Genomic DNA, 18,455 nt, shown 5'->3' with positions numbered 1-18,455 from the left:
TGATGATATTGAAATTCATTTTGTTGAAATTCCAAAATTGGTCAAACAATGGCGTGAAGAAAAAGTAAATCCATGGGAAAATGCATTTGTTCGTTGGATGTTATTACTACCAGCACATGAAGATGAACATTTAACTCAAACATTGGAGGATATTGCAATGAATCAAGATCCAATTTTACAAAAAGCAATAAATAAATGGGAAAATATGAGTCATGATTCCTCTTTCCGAACAGCCTATGAGGCTCGTGAGAAGCTACTTCTTGATGAACAAGCTAAGTTGGCTCACGCTCGTGAAGAAGGCTTAGAGGAAGGTTTAGAAAAAGGGATTCAAAAGGGTATCCAAAAAGGACGAGAAGAAGGCATTGAACAGGGGAAAATTCAATTGATTCGTGGTATGAACAAAAATGGTATGCCATTAGAAGACATTGCAAAATTCACTGGTCTAAGTACAAAAGAGATACGAAAATTACTATTATAATTACATGTCATTACAAAAGCTTTGCGAATAATCTCGCAAAGCTTTTTATTATTGCATCCGTATTCTTTTTTCGATTCTGGTGCAAAAAATTCAAAATATCTGGAAGTAATCTCCCAAACTTGGACATACTGATACTAGTACTCTAAAAAAGGACGTGATTAGTATGAAAAAGCAAAATCTATTCAAGTGGAAACATTATCAACCTGATATTATTTTATTAACCGTAAGATGGTACCTACGGTACAATCTCAGTTTTCGTGATTTAGTCGAGATGATGGAAGAACACGGGCTATTTATTGCTCATACAACCATCATGCGCTGGGTTCATCAATATGGCCCTGAATTAGATGAGCGATTAAGGTGTCATCTTAAGCCAACCAATGATTCTTGGCGAGTCGATGAGACGTATGTGAAAGTCAAAGGTCAATGGATGTACCTATATCGTTCCGTTGACTCAAAAGGAAATACGATTGATTTTTATTTAAGTAAAACAAGAGATCATAAGGCTGCAAAGCGCTTTTTCAAGAAAGCTTTGCGGTCTTTTCATGTTTCAAAGACCCGTGTTATCACAGTAGACAAGAACCCAGCCTATCCTATGGTAATTGAAGAGTTGAAGAAAGAGAAAAAGATGCCCATAGGCATCCAAATAAGGCAGGTAAAATATCTTAATAACATTGTGGAACAAGACCACCGGTTTATTAAAAGACGAGTTCGTTCTATGTTAGGATTAAAGTCATTTAAAACAGCAATCTCTATATTGAGTGGTATTGAAGCCATGCATATGATGAAAAAAGGGCAACTTGTTTTAATGGACAAATCTGTCCAAAACCAGAAAGAATTTATTCATAAATTGTTTGGCTTAGCTTCATAAAATAGAAATGTAGGGGAAATTGCTACTCTATATTTCTATCTAATATTTTTGCACCAAAACCCATCTGCAAATACATCAGACCTTTGAAAGACTTTTGTAACATTTATGAAAGTAAATTGAAAGATATATATAATAAGATAAATATATCGAAAGTGATTTTATTTTAGTATGAAGTAACAAGTATAAGCAATGTACGGTATAATTTCACCTTTTGAATCCCCCTTATATAATGACATAGAATATGTATTCTATGTCATTATTCGTGTAATTAAAAAATTTTAGATTCCTATATTCTCAATGAACTGTTAATTTTTAAATAAATTCACCAATTTAAACTACCATATAAAACTTACTTTCATTTTTTTCACTTATGAAATCTTACAAAAGTGTCATCTTTATGTAAGGTAATTAGATAGTTCATTTACGATTTCAATGTGATAATAAATGTATAAGAAATAATAAATTTTTAGATATTATAGGAGAGTGCTAGTAATGATTGTAACAACAACTAATACTATTCAGGGTAAAGAAATTATTGAGTATGTAGACATCGTAAACGGTGAAGCAATTATGGGTGCAAATATCGTACGTGATATCTTCGCTTCTGTTCGTGACGTTGTCGGTGGCCGTTCTGGTGCATATGAAAGTAAATTAAAAGAAGCTCGTGACATTGCGATGGACGAAATGAAACAGCTTGCGACGCAAAAAGGAGCAAATGCAATCGTTGGTATCGATGTAGACTACGAAGTGGTTCGTGATGGAATGTTAATGGTTGCGGTAAGCGGTACAGCTGTACGTGTGTAAATAGATAGAATGAGGATTTTTCTATAGTTGTTATGTATTTTCTATAAATATAGATACATTATGTGTTCATAGATTTAGTGATACAGAAAAACAAAAAGAACTTGTAGGAATCACTACAAGTTCTTTTTAAGGTAAGGTGACAAAAAGGGTAACACAAACTATCTTAACAGGCATATTAGAAAAACATAGGGATGTTTCTTGATAGGTTTATTATATAACAAATATTAACATTTTAAGATTTGAATTTTGAAAATTTTGTGAATTACAAAAATAAAACAGTTTATTGGGGGTTCAGCCGCATGCCCATCAACTTAAGAACCCAAATAAAATGAACTTCCGTTCATATGAACGGAAAAACTCTTAAAATACTTTGTGTCCTTAAAAATGAGCATACCAAATAAACCTCAATCAACCCAATTTTAAAAATTATGCAATATTCTTTTGTTTTTCCAATCCACTATAATCATAGACAACACCCAGGATATCAAAGACTGTTTTCTTCTCATATCTGTGAGATTTTCGTCCATTTTTCAGTAAGAGGCTGAATAGACGGCACAAGATTTTTGTTATTTCTTGAGTGTTTTGTTGTATAGCCTGATACAAGATGTATAGATGATCTTTTATTATTCCAATGGTTTTATATTCGCTTAATTCTTTTTGTTTCTTTTGTAAAATCAACTGTCGCATCTTAAACATAGTAGAAGAACATAGAAAAATAGCAATAAGTTTTCCATAAATGTGACATTCTAATCGCTCTTGTTTGATATTTTGCCAATGATGGATTTGAAAAAGTGATTTCCAAGTTTTAAAGATAATTTCGATTTGCCAGCGAAGAGAGTAAAAATCATGTATTTGTTCCATCGGAACAATCTCCCAAGGTGTATTGGTAACATATATGTTAATGCCAGCTAATCGTTTGCTTTTCTCTGAATATGTAATGCCCTTTTTACTTTCCGTATAAACTTGTTTTTTCATACGCTCATGAAGTTGTTTTTCAGTTAATCGATACATAATAACTCGTGTGAATAGTTTTTTATCCTTTCCAATATAACCGTCTGTTATTTCATGGACCTGTCCTGGTTTTAAGGTATTCATAATTTGTTCTAAATCAACTTTGATGTACTGAGATTGTTTTTTTATTGTCCCATTTCGAAAGTATTCAGGAAACTCATTTTTGATATACACCATATTATTTAGTTTAAGCCGCGATATATAATACACGCCTCGTTGGTCCATTTGATCTAAATCATCCAGTGAATAATAGCCTAAATCTCGAATACATAGATCGCCTGGCCGTAATGTCGCTAAACATTCTGTTCCAAAGGTCTTATCATTATTTTTCCCAGGTTCAACTTGAAAATTTAAAAACTGTCCACTATGTAAATCATATTCTAACTGAATTTTTATACCCGCTGTTTGTGCACAACCACCTGATCCAGGATACACGCTAGCTAAATGTTTTGGAACTTGGAAAATCGTTGCATCTAAAATACGAATTCGTTGAAAATAAGCGCTTGAAGAGCTTGGAATTACTGATGTTTCACAAATTTTATTTTTTAATAATACAGAGAAAATATGTTTTAATAAGCAAACAGCTTTTTTATTGAAACGTTTATTGAGTCCTTCCGGACTAATAAGAGTTCCTGTAGCTGCATGAAGTTGACTGCACAGTCTAACTAAAGAATCACTCGCTACCCGTTGACTAATCCAAACACAGATAGTGGCTAAATCGTGACCCGAAAACTTACGCTTTCGTTGTACAAAATCTAGTTCTCTAGCAAGTCTTTCTAAAAATGAAGGAGTAAGATATTGGTGTAATTCTTTAGCAAATAGTTGTAGTTCACCTTGAATCGAAAGATTCATAAAAAACGCCACCCTTTCTGTATATTTCTACAAAAAGAATAGCGTTTTTTTATATTAGATTAAATAAAATATTAAATTATATTAAGACCCTTCTGTGTTGGGTGAACACTTATTTTCCTCATATAACGTATTAACAAGCTGTTTTAAATTTTTGATGAATAATAGAATCTCTTGACTAGACATTCTGGCATGCTGAAGATGAAATATGTTTCCTTTTCCGATTTCTAACTCGTTTGAATTCAATGTAATAGGGATATTCCTAAAGACATGCCATGGAAAATACAAGTGTACAAAAGTTTCTCTAAAATATATCCCCGATTGACAAATTAATACGCCATCCGATCCTTTACTCAAATTACCAAGGACAGAGGTATCTAAAAAAGCAATGATTTTTTCTTCTTTTGAAACAATATATCGTGCCCAAATTTCCATTAGCTTTTTGTCTGAAATATGATTGTCTACAAATAAACCATTATCAGGTTCTAATAATTCATCGTACGTCTCAAACAAAGAGCAGATTGATTTTATCTCGTCAATTTTTATAACTGGATGTATATCATTTTGCTTTGAATTGTGGAACGAATTTGTAAGAGCTATAAGTAATTCTTTAAATAACTGCGGTGGATAATCACTGCCGTTAATATTAAAACTTTTTTGTGCATCAAAAGATAAAAAACCATCTTTATCAATTTCAATTTGTTGCACTTCATTTAATTTATCCCATTTCATATTTCCTTTACCTAATAACCAATTTTTCCAATATAAACCCGAACTTGTAAAATAAACACCATATTTTCCTGAGCCAAATAAATTGCAACTTAAAAAAGCAATAATTCGATCATTCGTTGGTATAGAGAAACGTTTTTTTGCAATTGATAAGAAATCTTCAGGTATTCTAGTAACATAAAATCTAGACTGCTGATATTCTAAACAAATATCAGTTAAACGATTAATATCTATATTCAGCATGATAATTCTCCGTTTCTTATATATTTTTGATATATAAATTATAATATTATCAGGTAAATATTAACACTTAAAATCCGCTTAAATTGAGAGGCACTCTATTGAATTCTAAAATAAATTTGTGTTAAATTGAAAAATTTATTATTTATTTTTACCGTTTTGGGGGTAACCTGTTTTCTTAAGTTGATGGGCATGTACACAGACCCCTATTTCTACAAACAGAATAGCGTTTTTTTCTTTTTATGGATACAGTTTTATCAGAGTTTGATAGCAATGTGACGAGACTCCTTAAAATTAACATTTAGGTAATTTTTGTAACAAGATGTCTTGTTAATTCATTTTTAATAATTTATAATACTAACTGTATATGGTGTGTATGTTGTGCATCTTATACCATAACACTTATCGATAGAGAGGTTGTTTAATGAAAATAATCTTAAGTAATGTATCAAATCAGCCTTTATATCAGCAGATAAAGGAACAGATTAAAGAATCAATATTTAACAATGAATTGAAAGAAGGCGAACAGCTACCATCAATCCGCTTATTAGCTAACGACTTGCATGTAAGTGTACTAACCACAAAAAGAGTCTATGCAGAACTAGAAGCAGAAGGTTTTATTATTACTAGGGTTGGCAAAGGAACCTATGTAGCCCCCACAAACTTAGAGTTATTAATGGAATCCAAGCGCCACATGGTAGAAGTCAAACTTGCAGAAGTTTGTCAGATGGCTCGAAGTATAGGGATTCATGCGGATGACCTCCATTCGATGATGGACTTAATTTTAGAGGAGGAGGAGAATGGCAAATGAATGCTGTGTTAGAAGTGAATAAACTAAATAAAACTTACGACAGCTTTTCATTAAAAGATGTTACTTTTTCACTTAACAAAGACTGTATAACAGGCTTTATTGGTACTAATGGTTCTGGGAAAACTACTACAATTAAAGCAATCCTTGGCCTCATTTTAAAAGATTCCGGAAAAATTAATTTTTTAGGAAAAGATATGGATAAAAATGAAAGGAAATCTAAAAACAAAATTGGCATCGTGCTAGATGAGGGATATTTCTATGATGAATTAACATTGAAGGAAATGAAAAATGTGATTGCCCCTTCCTATACTGATTGGGATGAAGCGGTCTTCTTATTTTACATTAAACAATTTAATTTAAATCTAGGACAGAAAATTTCTACTCTATCCAAAGGTATGCGGATGAAATTTGCGGTTGCTTTGGCTCTATCCCACCATGCAGACCTATTGATAATGGATGAACCAACAAGTGGCTTGGACCCATTGGTACGGAGTGAATTGATGAATATTTTTCTAGATTTTATGAAGGAACCAGGGAAAAGTGTCTTTTTTTCCACTCATATTACCTCTGATTTAGATAAAATTGCCGATATGATTATTTTAATCGATGATGGAAAAATTTTAGTTAATGAGGAAAAAGATGTGTTAGTAGACACACATGCATTTGTAAAAGGAGACAATCAATTAATTAATGACCAAACCAAAAATCTTTTTTTAAATTTGCATCAATCTCAATACGGATTTGAGGGAATTACTCATAAAAAAGATGATGTGCGTCGACTCATGCCTGATGTATTGATGGAAAGACCAACTATAGAGGATATTATGCTTTCATACATCGGAGGTATTAATCATGTTAATTAACCTTGTAATGAAAGACTTTATGCTAGTTAAAAAATATTTCTTAATTTTACTTGTTTTTGCAGCTATCGCTCCTATTTATGTTTCTGCACAAATACAATTAAACGATGGCGGTCTTGTTGGCTTTCTTTTAACAGTGATTTTGATGGAGCAAATTTTATTTGGTACGATATCCAAATTTGAGGATCAGTACAAGGGGGCGGCTTTACTTTGTGCAACTCCATACACACGAAATGCATTTGTAAAAGCAAAATATCTCTTTCTCTTTGTAATTTTTATTTGTGTCTCTATCATCCGTATTATTACGTCAATTATCATACCATCGGGTATAGAAAAACTCAGCGTAAACGCTCTTGGAATAACATTTTTAATTCTTAGTATTTTATTTGGTATACTACTCCCTGTTCAATTTAAATTCGGTTATGACAAAACAAAAATTATAACATTTTTTACTGTCTTTTTAATACCTTTTGTCGCTCCTACTCTTATAAAGGGACACATTGATTTTACAATTACCTTTCCATTTCCACCAATTGTTCTGGCATGGATGCCTTGTTTTATCTCAATAGTTATTAGTCTTATATCAATGATGATATCTCTCAAAATATATGCAAAAAAGGATTTATAATTAAATTTCAAATATAATAGGGGTAGCTGTTTAAGGAAATATATTTAGTATCGTACATATTTATTTCTTTTCAGCCATCCCTGTTAAAAATTCAAGGCCCCCTTGTGATATACCAAATAACTGTAGAGATATAAAATTTTCGTTTTGGGGATACTTCAAAATCTTGGCTTGATGGGCATGGACCAACTCCCACACGATATGGAAATGGTCTTCTTATTGTGTTTCTTTTGAACATTATAAACACAGCATGTCTTATGAGTAGTAAGACATGCTACTTTCAGAAAATGTGCTGATTGAGAAACGTATATTATCCCTACATAGCTTGTTGTACAAACAGAATCCGCAAGTATATAATATCATAAATCAAAGATGAAAAAGCGATGTATTTCACCATTCCTTATATATATTTCTAATTAGGTATATACTAAATATGGTTTATTTTGTAAATTTTTTTAGGTGTTTTTCAAGTCAGTTCATGGTCGTTATCTAATCTATTGTATGTATCTGCAGTGAGGCTCTTATGTTCATCATAAGAGCCTGTTTGCATGTTCAATTTGTTTTTATGTACAATAAGAAAAAAGAGATCTTATCAGACAGGGAGAGAAAGCTCATGTCGAATCAAAAATTGGTCAATTTACGCATTGATTTTGCCTTTAAACAATTATTCGGGACATCCGGAAGCGAAAAGATTTTGATGGATGAAGCGGCAGGGATTGCACATGCATTGAATAAAGGACGGGAGCAAGGGAGAGAAGAAGGGATCCAGGGGGGAATCGAACAGGGCGTGCAACAAGGAAAACGTCAGATGATCTTAGGGATGCACCGATTAGGTGTACCACTGAAGACAATTGCACAAGCAAGTGAATTATGTATAGAAGATGTAAAAAAAATCCTGGAACAAAAATAAAAGCAGATGATCCATATGAATCATCTGCTTTTATTTAGGGTGTTTTTGCCCATAATGAAATACATTTTTGAACAGTGTTGGGAGGATATAAATTTTCTGTTATGATGAAATAAATATACCTTGCAAAATATTGTTATAAAGGAGGATGTGTGTATGGAATGGCAAGAAGTGCGAAATGCATTCCCGAATAAATGGGTATTATTCGAAGCGGTCCAAGCATTTACAACTGATCAAAAAGAAAGAGTTTTAACGAAAATTGTACCAATTGAAACGTATAGTGAACCTTTAGCAGCCATGAATGAATATAAAAAAATGCAACAAAGTCATCCAAACCGTGAATTATATGTACTTCATACAGATCGTGAAAAACCAGGTATTATTGAAAAAACATGGGTAGGAGTTAGGCGAGCGTGATTAATTTAAAAATAGAAGATGGATTGTTGTTATGCTCCATTACAATGAAGCATAAAGGAGAAACACTACATCTCGAACGTGTATTAGTGGATACTGGGTCTGGAGGAACGATTATTTCATCAGATAAAGCAGCATCTGTAAATATCGTACCAGAGGCTAATGATAATATTTATCGTGTTCGTGGTGTAGGAGGCTCAGAATTCGTATACGCTAAAATGGTTGATGAAATCGAACTTGGATTTTTGAAAGCAGAAGGATTTGAAACGGAATTTGGTGCTATGAACTATGGCTTTGATTTGGATGGGATTATTGGATTAGATTTTCTGATTGAAGTAGGAGCTGTTATTGATTTAGAAGCAAAACAAATTTATCAGAAAGAAAAATAATAAAACAAGCTGTATCGCGTTATTTATTGATATAGCTTGTTTTGAATGCACTTTACAATAGCGCCTATAATAGGTGCTATTTTTTATGTCATATAAATATGTTTGATACATTGGTAAGTAATGGTAATATAAAGTTATAAAATTCTAAATATACAGAAAGGTGTGGTTGTTATTAACAAGAAAAAACTTTATACCATTTGGACAATTTTAGTGCATATGTTTTTTGAATTTGTGTTATTAGGTGTAGTTGTTACAATGGCTTATATGTTTATGGAAACCATTTATGATATTAATTTACTTACATTAGTGCAACCTTTATGGGATAACATATCTAAAGACCTCCTTTTTACAGTAGTAGCTTTACTTTTGTCTTTAGAATGTTATAAACGTTATCAATCTCAAAAGTTTTTAGAGTATGTAAGAAATATAAAATATAATTATGAACATCCTACAAAAGTGATTGAATCTCGTAAATTATGGATAGAGAACAGACTTGAATCTCTTCAACTAAAATTAGATATGTTATTGAAGTATTCTATTTTTATTCCAATTATTTTGTTATTCTCCAAAGATTTAATTATTAAATATGCCGATATTTCTTTAAATACGTATTCTGTAATCTTAATTGTTACAATAGTAATTTTCGCCGTTTGGATAATAAAAACTTATAAACAATTTACTACTACCAGAAGAAATTTAACTAAATATGATAGCGAATTACTCTGGATTAATAACCCTGGATTATTTACACGTAAGTATAAAGAGCTTGACCGAAAGATATCTATAGAGCCTTCCGCAAAGTCTTTAGAACAGGAAATGTCTGAAATGGGATTTGAAGGTAGGCTCTCTCCAAGATTTCTAAAAAGAACAAAACAACAATTGGAGGAATAGTCGTTTAATATCGCTGTTTTAATTTTAAAAAAAGAAGAATCTGTTATGCGTTCTTTATTTAGTTATTGTTTTATTACCAAGTATCAGCAAACCTGTTGAATTGTGTTGGTTCAAAATACTCTTAATGGGCTTAATTCAAACATGTTAGTGGTACCTCTTTAAATGCTAATAGAAAGTAAAAATTTATAATTGGAGGAGAAACAATGAAACTAGATGCTCTTATACAACTATATCAAACTATGAAATCTCAAGGGATAAATCGTTATAAATTTGATTTCACTTTTAATAAAGTAACTTTTGATGTTTTCTTTTTTATAGATGAATCACCTTTTAAATTAATGTTTGGAGCAAAATTAAGAAATTTTTATTTCGAATTAGATGTAAATCCAGGATTCAACATTAGTACTTATTTAGGTGAAAAATACAATGAATTATGTGAAGTATTAGGACTGGAGTATGATCCAGATAACCCCTTTAAGTCTAGGCGTTTCTTTGAAGCGTTTAATCAGCGAATCCCTGTAACGATTAACATAAATAATCAACCGCAACCTCATGATGTAGCTCGATATAGACGAGATGTAGAAGAGGCTGACAAGATATATTTTTTAGGGTGGCTGAATCATGAAAAAACTGGTAAAGGTCCAAGACCAGAGAACCTACAAAAAACTAAAGAAATACTCGGAAGAAATGCCTATAATACTTGTAAACGCAAAAACATAAGTAGTAGGTGGACAGATATTAGAAGTAAAGCTGTAGCTTATTCAGATCCAGAATGAAATTGAGTTTTACAAAACTTACAAAATGTTAAACTTACGAAAACGCTGCAAAGCGATTCTTCAAGAAAGCTTTGCAGTCTTTTCATATTTCTGAGCCTCGTGTCGTGACAGTAGATAAGAATCCAGCTTATCCTATAGCAGTTGAAGAATTGAGAAAAGAAAAAAAGATGCCATTAGGCATCCAACTAAGGCAAGTGAAATATCTCAATAACATAGTGGAACAAGATCATCGGTTTATTAAAAAGCGAGTTCGTTCGGTGTTAGGATTGAAATCCTTTCGCACAGCTATATCCATTATTTCTGGAATAGAAGCTATGCATATGGTAAAAAAGGGCAACTTGTTTTACTGGACAAGTCTGTCCAAAATCAAGTGAAGTTCATCCATCAACTATTTGGAATTGCTGCTTAAGACTAGATTCCACTAGGAAACTTTTCGCCTCTTTATATCTTTCCTAAGTATTTGCACCAGAACCATTCAACTTATATCCATACTAGATCTTCTGGGGAAAGCTTTTTAACAATTAAGCCCCTTCTTCCCTTATTTATAATTTTTAAATTAAACCGTCCTCTATAGTATACTGAAGGTGTGGTGTTTTCTGATGGGGTATGCCGTAAAATCAAAAGGGATTTAACCTCTTCTATCTTCTTTTCAGAATAACTTTCACCATTAGGGAATTCTATTATTCCTAATCTAATCTTTATTTCGCTTGCATCAAACAGCCACTCTTTATGAAGTTCCCTTATCTTTTGTATAAAGTGTCCTTGGGTTTTTCCTATATAGAGAAATGTTTCTTTTCCAGCACATACTCTAAAGATTGCAAATATTCCTTTCTTAAAAGCTTCTTCTCTATTATAAAAATCATTAAAACTATACGATCCATACCATTTAATATGTACTGTTTCGATTAATTCCACCTCATTTTTCGGCAACTATATTACTTCAAAATATTTTATTTGTTCAAAATTCATAGTCCTATTTACTTGCATTAGAAGTTGCGCATTTTTATAATACATTTTAATATTAAGAAATTCAATAATGAATATGTACATATCTTCAAGCATGTAAAGATTTATAGCCTGCACTAAGTCGTCAGAACTGTACAGAACGAAATCATCTATATGGGGTCACCATACATGCCTATCAACCTAATATTTTGAAGTACCCCAAAACAAAAATTTTATCTCACCACAGTTATCTATAAGAATTCAGTTCATTTTTTTGTTTTAGGGAACAATTAATTCCCAATACATGTCTTAATGCGAAAATGTGATATTTCGTGACCTTACCCTCCATATGCAATATTACATATAAAAATATATTGATATAATTGTAAGCGCTTACTATAATAAAAGCATAAAGATTCATCACATCTTAATACAAAAAAAGAGGAGGAAATACTATGACAATCGCAATGGCAGTTTTAAAATTTGTAGGTGGAATCATCCCATTCGTACAAGAGCTTTTAAAAGCAGTAATGTAAATTCATTAGTCAGCAATTATTTATAAAAATTATCATATCTTAATACGAAAAAAGAGGAGAAAATACTATGACAATCGCAATGGCAGTTTTATCATTCTTAGGTGGAATCATCCCATTCGTACAAGAGCTTTTAAAAGCAGTAATGTAAGTTCATTAGTCAGCAATTATTTGTAAAAATTATTATATCTTAATACGAAAAAAGAGGAGGAAATAATATGGCAATCGCAATGGCAGTTTTATCATTCTTAGGTGGAATCATCCCATTAGTAGGAGAGCTTTTAAAAGCAGTAATGTAAGTTCATTAGTCAGCAATTGCAATTATATGTAAAAAAACATCATACAAATGATCTGTATATCAAGAATGAATTGATGTGCAGATCATTTGTGTGAGCAAAGTCCCTTTAACATTATGAAGGGACTTTTTTAAATTTCTACATACTAGAGGTTCCGTCACATCAACATCAAGTTAAAGCACTTTTAAAACATTAAAAAGTGCTTTTTATTTATTATAAATACGAATGTAAACTTTTTATTATTTGTTTACATTCATTTCCTTGATTTTATTAGCTCTATCGCAACTTACCCATTTTCCTCAAAAACGACTAGAAAAGTATACATTCAAAACATCATAAATAAAGAGATTAGAACACCTGTAAACAAAAAAAGAAAAAGCTAGATCGATGCTAGCTTTTTTAACAATTATAATTATCCATAAATATAAAATATTATTGTTGATTTTGTTTTTCTCTTTCACCTACAACCCAAGCTAATAATAAAATCGAGCTAGTTACTAACACTGCTGTAAAAACTCCCATTAAACATTTCTCCTTTTTATAAACAGAATTAACCATATTATACCATGGTGATAATACTTACAAAGACTTACTTACTCTATATAATTTTAGTTACCATAACATCACTTATTGGTAGTATCCGAAAAAGCTAACTTCTTATCTTTTTTCAGATAGGAAGTTAGCTTTTTCGTTTTGGGATAGTTTATTTTTTAAGGTGATATAGTAATACCTCTTATCTTGAATATTAAAATATTTAGCTTTTATATATCTTAAGTTATACTAAAACTGCAATTAAAAATTCAAAATGAACATCCATAACATAATTTTTAATTATTCATCTAATTTCACAAAACTTTAAAATAAAATATAAAGGACTTAACATCTATGACTAATTTTCAAAATAAAAACCTGATTTCATGGAAACAATTTATTTTAGGAACACTAGTAATATCGATATTTGCACCATTTCTTTTTGGGTTATTATTAAAAATAGTATTTTCATTACATATTACCGTACAATTATTTGATAATAATGACAGTTTAGAAATAGCTAAAAATTTTTTATTAACCCTTTCTATATTTTCATTTGCTATTTATTACATTTTCACACACAAATCTTTTTATAATCTAATATTATCTACCCTTAATATTAAATCACTAAATCGAGGTAGGACATATGTATATATATTGATTGCAAATATCATCTCGAATGATTCAGCAAATATACAAGCAACAGATTTAGGAATAGACACATTATCCGAACAATCTTTTATCATATACATAATTGCTATATCAACACATGTATTAATCGGACCTGTTTTAGAGGAAATTCTATATCGTGGAATTATTCTTAGATTTTTAGAAATCAAATATTCTTTTTTTACTGGGTTAATTATATCCAGTTTATTATTTGGTTTAGCTCATAACTATGACTTTGCATTTATTATTTTTGCAACTCTAATGGGTATAATTTATGGTTTGCTTTATAAGAAAACTAACTCAATAATCCCAGTAATAATTGGACATATGACTTACAATTTATATACATTTATATAATCATAATGAAGCAAAAGACGCATTATTTAAAATTATATTTCGCAAGACTATAAGGAGTATCTCCAGCACTTGGGAAAAAACCACGCTCGCCAAAAAATACAAAAAACCGTCCATCAGGACGGCTTTACTTTTTACATAATTCCTGTTATCGGTAGTTAGGTTTCTTTAGTTGAATGGGAATGTTTTGATCCAGTAGAAGAATGCAAAACCTCCAGCTACAAATAAAGCAGCTAAAATGAATGTTATTAGAGGTATTTTATTTTTCATATTTTTTCCTCCAATGATTTAATCTTAAGCTAATTTAGTTAACATAAACATGCGTTATCAGAAGTTGTTAAGTCCATTTTTTACAGATGGTCCCAATATTGTGTGTTATGTATTCAAGCACCTTCACCAATAAAGATACCCCTTATCCTCATTATTCCATGTAGAGAGCAGCAAACCCCTACGTCGTGCTACTGGGAGCACTATGATTTAGCTATATTCCTTTTCTTTTTCTCCAAAACAAATACAACGAATAAAGCAGTTAAGAAGATAAGACCTGAGAGAACTTTGATTGATGTATGTGAAGCAAGTACTAGATCTTTAAGAAAACTAATACAAGCTACAATAAGCAATACCCAATGACCATTCTTGGCAATCAATTTCATCAATGTTTTTCACTCCATTTCATCACCTTACTTATCCATATTATACCAAAAAGAAAGTGACTTGATATGAATTTCTTTTCTGCATGTCGTATACATTTGAGGTTAACATAACGCATCATTATCGGTAGCAAGGACAAAGGCGTCCCCTTACTCTCACAAGGGATTCGCCTTTTTCTTTTTCTGTGAATCTATGCGATTTTTTATACATTCCTATTATGGTCCGGTTTTCAGGTTCTCGTTTGTTACTGGATTAGCTAAAAAACTGTATAAAATTCTGCATGCTCTTAGCGTGGTTTTTTTCCAAAATGCTGGCGGTACCCCATATATTAGATACATTTTATATTTAATGATATAAAAACACTTATTGACGACAACAAAAAAAGCTAGCATTTTGCTAGCTTTTTTATTATTTCGAAGTAAGAGCAACTAAAACATCTACTGGATAATTAACTGCTTCTTTTACTTTATATTTAACTGGTGCTGGTTTACCAAGCAATTTAAACACTTGATTTATAGGATCATTATTTTCCCAATCAGACATCCATTTTTGTAATCCTGCACCTGGAGCAACTGAATAGTTAGCTACTTGTTGATATAATGCAGTTCTATATTGATCATATGCATAATCCGGTTTTGGATTAAAATCAAATGTTTTCGTAACTGTCTCTTCGGAATTTAATGTAATACCATAACCAAAACTTGCAGTTAATGATTGATTTACTGTTGCAATCCCCTCAAGACCTACTTCCATCCCAATTGTATATGATAATCCTACAGTTACATTATGCGAAATACCACTTGTAACCGCTTTGCTCCAATGATAACCTGAATTTTTATCTATTATATTTGAATCAATTAATTTCCAGCTCAGTTTTTTCTTTAATTTAGTATCAGATAAAGCTGGATTAGTTTTAGGAATTGCTATTGAATATAATACCTCTCCTTTTTTTGCTGTTTTACTATATGATTCTCCATCTTCAAGCCAAGTACCATCAGCTTTTAAAATCTTATAGCCTTCATATTTAATTACATTATCGATACTAGTTCCATTCTCATTAGCAACTACATCTACATATACATAATCAATTAAAGCTCCATCGTTTGTAGACACATGCCATTCATTAGGAAACTCTTCATAAGGACCTGTAGGAATGTAAGGAAGCTCCATACCATTTCGCTGAACTTGTTCTGCTGTCATCGGTGCTTTTGCCTCTTGAGAACTTATTACTACTGGAAGGTTGCCTACGTTCGTAGGAGTATCAGTAGCCGCAGAAGAAAATCCTGGTGCTACGAATAAGGCTGTACTCAATACAAATGCTGCAGGTATAACTTTTGTAATTTTCTTAATTTTATGTCTTTTCATGTTACACACCTCTTATTATTTAAATTATTTGCAAAATACTATCTCTTTTACTTCTCATAGAATGTAAGAATCTTATACTCTCATTAAAACACTATGTTTTTTCTATGTAAGATACAAAAAATGAAATTATACTATAATTGCTTATACTTTTTACCTCGAATTAAAATAAAATCACCTTCGATATGTATATCTTATTTTAAATACCTTTCAATTATCTTTCATAAATGTTACAAAAGTCTTTCATTGATTTTTTATGCAAAAACTTGAGGATAATTATAAGCAATCTCTTAAACTGTTGCCTTAAAATAAAATACGATTAAATTAATGTTGATAACTTTAATAAATGAACAAACAAAAAAAACATGTTTTGAAAAATAGATTAATATTTAAGACCAAAACTAAAAATAAAAAAAGAATCCCTTATTTCTTTTGGGATTCTTTTTTATTTTTAAGCATTGCTCACACAAATGATCTGCACATCAATTCATTCTTGATATACAGATCATTTGTATAATGTTTTTTTACATATAATTGCAATTGTGGAATAATGAACTTACATAAATGCTTTTAAAAGCTCTTGTACGGCTGGAATTAATCCACCTAAAAATTTTAAAACTGCCATTGCGATTGCCATATTATTTCCTCCTCTTTTGTTGTTGCTAAGACATGATTTATCTTTATGCTCTTATTATAGTAAGCACTTATATTCATATCAATATATTTTTATATGTAATATTACATATATGAGTAAGGTCAACGAAATATCACATTTTCTTATTAAGGCATGTATTGGGATAGCCCACACCTCCATCAAGCCAATGACAACAAGTACCCCATAAATAAAAAAGATAAGACCAGATTTGGTCTTATCTATGTCATAAGGAGAAAGAAAAAGGGTGATAACCATCACCTTTTTATCATATTACATTAACTGTCAATTTTGAATATTATAGATAAAAATAGTGACAATACCCATATTGAGAAATTTACTACTAATTTGTTTGTGCAGTATCAAAAGGTATGAAAATAATTTTAGGTATATACCGAAAACAAAACACACCTTTTGGTACACATTAGCTATAAGAATTTAATGATTATTTTTACAAATTATAAAAAGTCATGAACTTAGTTTTACCTTCTATTATATACAAGTAGTTACGGGGCAATATCATAGGCTAAAGATTGTTCTAAATATTCACCTGCAATTTTCTGATAAGTTAGAAATATAACAACAAAACGTTTAAAATATGATAAAATACAATTACATTTGAAAAAGAGTAGTGGGTTCAAGTTGTTATTTACATGAACTCCAAAGAAAAAAGCCAAATTCTGTATAGATTTGGCTTTTTTCTTTTTACGCATTTGTAGCTAAAAATAGCATGGTCTTTAAATCCTTGTTAGGGGCAAGAATTTAAAGAAGAGTTTAGCTTAATTATAATTTTACATAAATTACATATTATAGTAAATTGATATTTTTTACGCTAAATATTATAAATATTCAGTAATTCAATTCTTATATTATTTATGCGCAAAGTCATAATTAGTGAGTTTTATAAATCGTCCTAAAAAGCGAACGAGCGTCCTTAAAGGTATACCTTTATAAACGGGGTAGGTACATCTATGAAACATTGAAATATCAAGTTTAAAAAGGTTATCAACAATCATTTATAAACGTTTATTTTGTGTGATTACCTTTATAAACGAATGTGGTATAATTATAGTAACAAATGTAAGGAGAATATTAAAAGTGGCAAATATTTATGGATATATACGTGTAAGTACAAAAGATCAAAATGAACAACGTCAATTACATAAGATGATGGAACGCGGGGTGGAAGCTCGGCGTATTTTTGTCGACAAAGCAAGTGGACGACATTTTGATCGTCCTCAGTATCAATTATTACGAAAAATATTGAGTACAGGTGATATTGTTTACATAGATGCTTTAGATCGTATGGGACGTAACTATGATGAAGTAATTTCGGAGTGGAAATACATAACAAGGGAATTACAGGCTGATATTGTTGTTTTAGAAAACGAAACTCTGTTCGATAGTCGTAAATTTCGTGAGATGGGTGATATGGGAAGATTAATGGAAGACCAATTCTTATCTTTGCTTTCCTATGTTGCAGATCAAGAACGTAAAAAAATTCATCAGCGACAAGCTGAAGGGATTGCGGTAGCTAAATCTCAAGGAAAACACTTAGGACGTCCTCAGGTGAATCTTTCGACATTAAGCAAACAACAAATAAATATAATAGAAGAAACTCATTCAAAATGGAAGAGTGGAGAAATAACTGCTGTTATGTTTATGGAAATGTTAGAACTAAGGAAAAACACGTTTTATAAAATAATGAAGGAATATGAAGAAACAAAGTAGCATCGCTCCTATAAGAAATGCGACTTTGCCCCTAGTTGTAAGAACGCTGGTACTACTGTTTCATTAAAAAATGTTT

General features: G+C 31.0%; 18 protein-coding genes and 2 pseudogenes. 14 read left to right on the top strand and 6 right to left on the bottom strand.

Annotated elements, in window-relative coordinates; all coding sequences use genetic code 11:
- The 3 genes from ORL93_RS26550 to ORL93_RS26540 form a co-directional block, all read left to right on the top strand.
- Positions 1-478, top strand: a 478-nt coding sequence (locus ORL93_RS26550; RefSeq protein WP_265959891.1) for an Rpn family recombination-promoting nuclease/putative transposase, incomplete at its 5' end; no start/stop codon positions are given.
- Between the two features lie 163 nt (positions 479-641).
- A complete protein-coding gene (locus ORL93_RS26545; RefSeq protein ID WP_265959890.1) occupies positions 642-1,349 on the top strand; it encodes an IS6 family transposase in 708 nt (235 codons plus the stop codon).
- A 492-nt stretch (positions 1,350-1,841) separates the two neighbouring features.
- Positions 1,842-2,153 carry a heavy metal-binding domain-containing protein gene (locus ORL93_RS26540; RefSeq protein WP_002035317.1) on the top strand — a complete coding sequence of 104 codons (312 nt, stop codon included), beginning with the start codon at positions 1,842-1,844 and terminating at the stop codon, positions 2,151-2,153.
- 426 nt (positions 2,154-2,579) lie between these two features.
- On the opposite strand, the gene ORL93_RS26535 is transcribed toward ORL93_RS26540, so the two are convergent.
- Together ORL93_RS26535 and ORL93_RS26530 are read right to left on the bottom strand one after the other, a co-directional pair.
- Entirely contained in the window at positions 2,580-4,016 is a 1,437-nt protein-coding gene (locus ORL93_RS26535) for an IS4 family transposase (protein ID WP_265959889.1), read from the bottom strand.
- Positions 4,017-4,097: 81 nt separating this feature from the next.
- The gene (locus ORL93_RS26530; protein WP_265959887.1) at positions 4,098-4,985 is read right to left on the bottom strand and encodes a hypothetical protein; all 888 of its coding nucleotides are present in this window, start codon (positions 4,983-4,985) and stop codon (positions 4,098-4,100) included.
- Between the two features lie 421 nt (positions 4,986-5,406).
- On the opposite strand from ORL93_RS26530, the gene ORL93_RS26525 reads away from it, so the two are divergent.
- The 9 genes and pseudogenes from ORL93_RS26525 to ORL93_RS26485 form a co-directional block, all read left to right on the top strand.
- Complete coding sequence (locus ORL93_RS26525; RefSeq protein WP_078984725.1) at positions 5,407-5,793, top strand: GntR family transcriptional regulator; 387 nt, start codon at positions 5,407-5,409, stop codon at positions 5,791-5,793.
- Positions 5,790-6,656: an ABC transporter ATP-binding protein gene (locus ORL93_RS26520; protein ID WP_265959886.1), complete on the top strand. Its 867-nt coding sequence runs from the start codon at positions 5,790-5,792 to the stop codon at positions 6,654-6,656. Before ORL93_RS26525 ends, ORL93_RS26520 begins: the two co-directional genes overlap by 4 nt.
- Positions 6,646-7,281, top strand: coding sequence for an ABC-2 transporter permease (locus ORL93_RS26515; RefSeq protein WP_265959885.1), 636 nt, complete (start codon positions 6,646-6,648; stop codon positions 7,279-7,281). The genes ORL93_RS26520 and ORL93_RS26515 overlap by 11 nt, the downstream gene beginning before the upstream one ends.
- Positions 7,282-7,924: 643 nt before the next feature.
- Positions 7,925-8,188 (top strand): annotated as a pseudogene (locus tag ORL93_RS26510) (Rpn family recombination-promoting nuclease/putative transposase); the annotation flags it as partial.
- Positions 8,189-8,341: 153 nt separating this feature from the next.
- Entirely contained in the window at positions 8,342-8,602 is a 261-nt protein-coding gene (locus tag ORL93_RS26505) for a hypothetical protein (RefSeq protein ID WP_265959884.1), read from the top strand.
- Positions 8,599-8,988 (top strand): retropepsin-like aspartic protease, encoded by a 390-nt coding sequence (locus ORL93_RS26500; RefSeq protein ID WP_265959883.1) that lies wholly within the window; start codon positions 8,599-8,601, stop codon positions 8,986-8,988. Before ORL93_RS26505 ends, ORL93_RS26500 begins: the two co-directional genes overlap by 4 nt.
- A 216-nt stretch (positions 8,989-9,204) precedes the next feature.
- On the top strand, positions 9,205-9,879 hold the full coding sequence (locus ORL93_RS26495; RefSeq protein WP_265959882.1) for a hypothetical protein: 675 nt from the start codon (positions 9,205-9,207) through the stop codon (positions 9,877-9,879).
- 203 nt (positions 9,880-10,082) lie between these two features.
- Positions 10,083-10,655 (top strand): DUF6037 family protein, encoded by a 573-nt coding sequence (locus ORL93_RS26490; RefSeq protein WP_265959880.1) that lies wholly within the window; start codon positions 10,083-10,085, stop codon positions 10,653-10,655.
- A 38-nt stretch (positions 10,656-10,693) separates the two neighbouring features.
- A pseudogene (locus ORL93_RS26485) lies at positions 10,694-11,064 on the top strand (DDE-type integrase/transposase/recombinase); the annotation flags it as partial.
- A 71-nt stretch (positions 11,065-11,135) separates the two neighbouring features.
- On the opposite strand, the gene ORL93_RS26480 reads toward ORL93_RS26485, so the two are convergent.
- A complete protein-coding gene (locus tag ORL93_RS26480) occupies positions 11,136-11,570 on the bottom strand; it encodes a hypothetical protein (RefSeq protein ID WP_016131629.1) in 435 nt (144 codons plus the stop codon).
- A gap of 1,744 nt (positions 11,571-13,314) precedes the next feature.
- Between ORL93_RS26480 and ORL93_RS26475 the strand changes: the two genes are divergently transcribed.
- Positions 13,315-13,986, top strand: a complete 672-nt coding sequence (locus ORL93_RS26475; protein WP_265959877.1) for a CPBP family intramembrane glutamic endopeptidase — start codon at positions 13,315-13,317, stop codon at positions 13,984-13,986.
- Between the two features lie 467 nt (positions 13,987-14,453).
- Here the strand turns inward: ORL93_RS26475 and ORL93_RS26470 are convergent, their stop codons facing one another.
- From ORL93_RS26470 to ORL93_RS26460, 3 genes are all read right to left on the bottom strand, one after another.
- The gene (locus ORL93_RS26470; protein WP_078177390.1) at positions 14,454-14,636 is read right to left on the bottom strand and encodes a hypothetical protein; all 183 of its coding nucleotides are present in this window, start codon (positions 14,634-14,636) and stop codon (positions 14,454-14,456) included.
- A gap of 406 nt (positions 14,637-15,042) precedes the next feature.
- Positions 15,043-15,999 carry a hypothetical protein gene (locus tag ORL93_RS26465; protein ID WP_373926193.1) on the bottom strand — a complete coding sequence of 319 codons (957 nt, stop codon included), beginning with the start codon at positions 15,997-15,999 and terminating at the stop codon, positions 15,043-15,045.
- A gap of 1,155 nt (positions 16,000-17,154) precedes the next feature.
- Positions 17,155-17,361, bottom strand: a complete 207-nt coding sequence (locus ORL93_RS26460; protein WP_265959875.1) for a hypothetical protein — start codon at positions 17,359-17,361, stop codon at positions 17,155-17,157.
- A 385-nt stretch (positions 17,362-17,746) separates the two neighbouring features.
- On the opposite strand from ORL93_RS26460, the gene ORL93_RS26455 reads away from it, so the two are divergent.
- Entirely contained in the window at positions 17,747-18,379 is a 633-nt protein-coding gene (locus tag ORL93_RS26455) for a recombinase family protein (RefSeq protein ID WP_265959874.1), read from the top strand.
- The last annotated feature ends 76 nt before the right edge of the window (positions 18,380-18,455 follow it).

Origin of the sequence: Bacillus sp. DHT2 (assembly GCF_026241455.1) — a bacterium.
In the GTDB taxonomy this organism is placed as follows: domain Bacteria; phylum Bacillota; class Bacilli; order Bacillales; family Bacillaceae_G; genus Bacillus_A; species Bacillus_A pseudomycoides.
Note: the sequence above shows the minus strand (reverse complement) of the source record. Positions and strands in the feature narration are given on the sequence as shown.